The following is a 5,499-nucleotide window of genomic DNA, read 5'->3' on the forward strand; positions in this document are numbered from 1 at the left end:
GCTGTAAGAGCCTAGCGATGACCTACTTTCACACGGGAACCCGCACTATCATCGGCGCAAAGTCGTTTCACTGTCCTGTTCGGGATGGGAAGGAGTGGAGCCAACTTGCTATGGTCACTAGGCATAACTTGTAGCAAAGCAGCGCATGCGCTACTTCGCAAATTCATAGAGTAAAAATCAGATTTTTGGTTTATTTGATTGCGCAACTTGGCATAACTAGTCCGTTTGAACCACCATCTGGCAGTAATCAAAGTTATAGGGTCAAGCCGCTCGGGCAATTAGTACTGGTTAGCTTAACGCATTACTGCGCTTCCACACCCAGCCTATCAACGTCGTGGTCTACAACGACCCTTCAGGGGGCTCAAGGCCCCGGCAGATCTCATCTTGAAACGAGTTTCCCGCTTAGATGCTTTCAGCGGTTATCTCTTCCACACTTAGCTACCCTGCGATGCCACTGGCGTGACAACAGGTACACCAGAGGTGTGTCCACTCCGGTCCTCTCGTACTAGGAGCAGGCTTCCTCAAATCTGCAGCGCCCACGGAAGATAGGGACAAAACTGTCTCACGACGTTTTAAACCCAGCTCACGTACCTCTTTAAATGGCGAACAGCCATACCCTTGGGACCGACTACAGCCCCAGGATGAGATGAGCCGACATCGAGGTGCCAAACACCGCCGTCGATATGAACTCTTGGGCGGTATCAGCCTGTTATCCCCAGAGTACCTTTTATCCGTTGAGCGATGGCCCTTCCATACAGAACCACCGGATCACTATGTCCTGCTTTCGCATCTGCTCGACTTGTCAGTCTCGCAGTTAAGCACGCTTATGCCATTGCACTATCGTCACGATGTCCGACCGTAACTAGCGTACCTTCGAACTCCTCCGTTACGCTTTGGGAGGAGACCGCCCCAGTCAAACTGCCTACCATGCACTGTCCCCGATCCAGATAATGGACCTAGGTTAGAACCTCAAACGCACCAGGGTGGTATTTCAACGTCGGCTCCACCAGAACTAGCGTCCTGGCTTCAAAGCCTCCCACCTATCCTACACAGATCCGTTCAAAGTCCAATACAAAGCTACAGTAAAGGTTCATGGGGTCTTTCCGTCTTTCCGCGGGGAGATTGCATCATCACAAACATTTCAACTTCGCTGAGTCTCTGGAGGAGACAGTGTGGCCATCATTACGCCATTCGTGCAGGTCGGAACTTACCCGACAAGGAATTTCGCTACCTTAGGACCGTTATAGTTACGGCCGCCGTTTACTGGGACTTCAATCAAGAGCTTGCACCCCATCATTTAATCTTCCAGCACCGGGCAGGCGTCACACCCTATACGTCCACTTTCGTGTTTGCAGAGTGCTGTGTTTTTATTAAACAGTTGCAGCCACCGATTTTTTGCAACCCTTTTCAGCTCCGTTTGTTCAACTTCACTTACCGAGGGCATACCTTCTCCCGAAGTTACGGTATCAATTTGCCGAGTTCCTTCTCCAGAGTTCTCTCAAGCGCCTTAGAATACTCATCTCGCGCACCAGTGTCGGTTTGCGGTACGGTCGTCAATAGCTGAAGCTTAGTGGCTTTTCCTGGAAGCAGGGTATCACTCACTTCGTGTGCAAGCACACTCGTTATCACCCCTCATCTAAGCCCGGCGGATTTGCCTACCAGGCACGACTACAGGCTTGAACCAACATATCCAACAGTTGGCTGAGCTAACCTTCTCCGTCCCCACATCGCACTATTGATCGGTACAGGAATATTGACCTGTTTCCCATCAGCTACGCATCTCTGCCTCGCCTTAGGGGCCGACTCACCCTACGCCGATGAACGTTGCGTAGGAAACCTTGCGCTTACGGCGAGGGGGCTTTTCACCCCCTTTAACGCTACTCATGTCAGCATTCGCACTTCTGATACCTCCAGCATCCGTCTCCAGACACCTTCACAGGCTTACAGAACGCTCTCCTACCACGTGCAATAAATTGCACATCCGCAGCTTCGGTAACTGGCTTAGCCCCGTTACATCTTCCGCGCAGGACGACTCGATCAGTGAGCTATTACGCTTTCTTTAAATGATGGCTGCTTCTAAGCCAACATCCTGACTGTTTTAGCCTTCCCACTTCGTTTCCCACTTAGCCAATTTTAGGGACCTTAGCTGGCGGTCTGGGTTGTTTCCCTCTTGAGTCCGGACGTTAGCACCCGGTGCTCTGTCTCCCAAGCTGTACTCTGCGGTATTCGGAGTTTGCCTTGGTTTGGTAAGTCGCCATGACCCCCTAGCCAAAACAGTGCTCTACCCCCGCAGGTAATACTTGAGGCACTACCTAAATAGTTTTCGGAGAGAACCAGCTATTTCCAAGTTTGTTTAGCCTTTCACCCCTAACCACAGCTCATCCGCTGATTTTGCAACATCAGTCGGTTCGGACCTCCAGTACCTGTTACGGCACCTTCATCCTGGCCATGGTTAGATCACTTGGTTTCGGGTCTACACCCAGCGACTAATTCGCCCTATTCGGACTCGATTTCTCTACGCCTTCCCTATTCGGTTAAGCTTGCCACTGAATGTAAGTCGCTGACCCATTATACAAAAGGTACGCAGTCACCCCTTACGAGGCTCCTACTTTTTGTAAGCATACGGTTTCAGGATCTATTTCACTCCCCTCCCGGGGTTCTTTTCGCCTTTCCCTCACGGTACTGGTTCACTATCGGTCGATTACGAGTATTTAGCCTTGGAGGATGGTCCCCCCATATTCAGACAGGATTTCTCGTGTCCCGCCCTACTTTTCTCTAGCTTAGTACCACCGTTGAGTTTTCACATACGGGACTATCACCCACTATGGTCGGCCTTTCCATGCCATTTTGTTAACTCATCGACTATCACTAGAAGGCTCCTCCGATTTCGCTCGCCACTACTTTCGGAATCTCGGTTGATGTCTTTTCCTCTGGGTACTTAGATGTTTCAGTTCTCCAGGTTCGCCTCGCACACCTATGTATTCAGTGTGCGATACCCTTGCGGGTGGGTTTCCCCATTCAGAAATCTCCGGATCAAAGCTTATTTGCCAGCTCCCCGAAGCTTATCGCAGGCTATCACGTCTTTCATCGCCTGTAATCGCCAAGGCATCCACCATATGCTCTTAGTCACTTGACCCTATAACTTTGACGTCTCTTATCGAAACATCGCCATATTCGGAGTTCAAAGACTTGTGAGGTCTCACACCTCACGCGTTATGCCGTAATGTGAATATCTTTGCTGCCGCATCTTGCGATACGACTTTTGAGAATATTCGTCATTACATGAATTCAAAGTTGAATTCGTGTTGACGCAATCAAATAATTGCTGACGGCACGGTCACCTCAAAGGGTGTTTCCGTCAGCAATACTGATTTCGACTCTATGAATTTTTAAAGAACAGCCTATTGATCGGATCGATCAATACAAAAGCAGTCTTTGCAAGACTGCTTTTGTATTGAGTGGAGCCAACGATTATAGCACCACACGGCGCTATAGTTTTTAAACAAACACGTTGTTTGGTGGAGGATGACGGGATCGAACCGACGACCCCCTGCTTGCAAAGCAGGTGCTCTCCCAGCTGAGCTAATCCCCCAATCGGGTTTTTCGCATTGGAAGTTTGGTGGGTCTAGTTGGGCTCGAACCAACGACCCCTGCGTTATCAACACAGTGCTCTAACCAGCTGAGCTACAGACCCAATCCATCAAAGCCTCTCGACTTCAACAGGTCATCCAACAACCGATAAGTGTGGGCGTTCAAACTTGAACTGCTTCATTTTCCAGAAAGGAGGTGATCCAGCCGCACCTTCCGATACGGCTACCTTGTTACGACTTCACCCCAGTCACGAACCCCGCCGTGGTAAGCGCCCTCCTTGCGGTTAGGCTACCTACTTCTGGCGAGACCCGCTCCCATGGTGTGACGGGCGGTGTGTACAAGACCCGGGAACGTATTCACCGTGACATTCTGATCCACGATTACTAGCGATTCCGACTTCACGCAGTCGAGTTGCAGACTGCGATCCGGACTACGACTGGCTTTATGGGATTAGCTCCCCCTCGCGGGTTGGCAACCCTTTGTACCAGCCATTGTATGACGTGTGTAGCCCCACCTATAAGGGCCATGAGGACTTGACGTCATCCCCACCTTCCTCCGGTTTGTCACCGGCAGTCCCATTAGAGTGCTCAACTAAATGTAGCAACTAATGGCAAGGGTTGCGCTCGTTGCGGGACTTAACCCAACATCTCACGACACGAGCTGACGACAGCCATGCAGCACCTGTGTTACGGCTCTCTTTCGAGCACGAAGCTATCTCTAGCGACTTCCGTACATGTCAAAGGTGGGTAAGGTTTTTCGCGTTGCATCGAATTAAACCACATCATCCACCGCTTGTGCGGGTCCCCGTCAATTCCTTTGAGTTTCAACCTTGCGGCCGTACTCCCCAGGCGGTCAACTTCACGCGTTAGCTTCGTTACTGAGTCAGTTAAGACCCAACAACCAGTTGACATCGTTTAGGGCGTGGACTACCAGGGTATCTAATCCTGTTTGCTCCCCACGCTTTCGTGCATGAGCGTCAGTACAGGCCCAGGGGGTTGCCTTCGCCATCGGTGTTCCTCCGCATATCTACGCATTTCACTGCTACACGCGGAATTCCACCCCCCTCTGCCGTACTCTAGCCTTGCAGTCACAAAGGCAGTTCCCAGGTTGAGCCCGGGGATTTCACCTCTGTCTTACAAAACCGCCTGCGCACGCTTTACGCCCAGTAATTCCGATTAACGCTTGCACCCTACGTATTACCGCGGCTGCTGGCACGTAGTTAGCCGGTGCTTATTCTTACGGTACCGTCATGACTCCAGGGTATTAACCCAAAGCTTTTCGTTCCGTACAAAAGCAGTTTACAACCCGAAGGCCTTCATCCTGCACGCGGCATTGCTGGATCAGGCTTTCGCCCATTGTCCAAAATTCCCCACTGCTGCCTCCCGTAGGAGTCTGGGCCGTGTCTCAGTCCCAGTGTGGCTGATCGTCCTCTCAGACCAGCTACAGATCGTCGGCTTGGTAAGCTTTTATCCCACCAACTACCTAATCTGCCATCAGCCGCTCTAGTAGCACAAGGTCTTGCGATCCCCTGCTTTCATCCGTAGATCTCATGCGGTATTAGCTACTCTTTCGAGTAGTTATCCCCCACTACTAGGCACGTTCCGATGTATTACTCACCCGTTCGCCACTCGTCAGCATCCGAAGACCTGTTACCGTTCGACTTGCATGTGTAAGGCATGCCGCCAGCGTTCAATCTGAGCCAGGATCAAACTCTACAGTTCGATCTTGATAAATTTAAAGTCTTTCGACTTCACTCATAAAAACGGAATTGAAGTGAACTTCACTTCTATCTCCATGAGCGTTTGATTTAGTTCTAAAAGAACTTGGCAATTCGCCTTCAAACGCCCACGCTTATCGGCTGTATCTTTTTAAAGAAACATCCCAAAAATCTCTTCTTGGAACTTAACC

At 50.6% G+C, this 5,499-nt stretch carries 2 tRNA genes and 3 rRNA genes; all 5 read right to left on the reverse strand.

Features of this window, described 5'->3' with window-relative positions:
• Nucleotides 1-9: 9 nt before the first annotated feature.
• A 5S ribosomal RNA gene (gene rrf, locus H9646_RS18255) occupies nucleotides 10-122 on the reverse strand.
• Nucleotides 123-257: 135 nt separating this feature from the next.
• Nucleotides 258-3,136: ribosomal RNA gene (locus H9646_RS18260) — 23S ribosomal RNA — on the reverse strand.
• Nucleotides 3,137-3,516: 380 nt separating this feature from the next.
• Nucleotides 3,517-3,592 (reverse strand) — tRNA-Ala (locus H9646_RS18265).
• Nucleotides 3,593-3,617: 25 nt separating this feature from the next.
• Nucleotides 3,618-3,694 (reverse strand) — tRNA-Ile (locus H9646_RS18270).
• Between the two features lie 85 nt (nucleotides 3,695-3,779).
• A 16S ribosomal RNA gene (locus H9646_RS18275) occupies nucleotides 3,780-5,312 on the reverse strand.
• Together the 16S, 23S and 5S rRNA genes with 2 tRNA genes alongside form the textbook arrangement of a ribosomal RNA operon.
• Nucleotides 5,313-5,499 lie beyond the last annotated feature (187 nt).

This window comes from Comamonas avium, assembly GCF_014836675.1.
Taxonomy (GTDB): Bacteria; Pseudomonadota; Gammaproteobacteria; order Burkholderiales; family Burkholderiaceae_C; genus Comamonas; species Comamonas avium.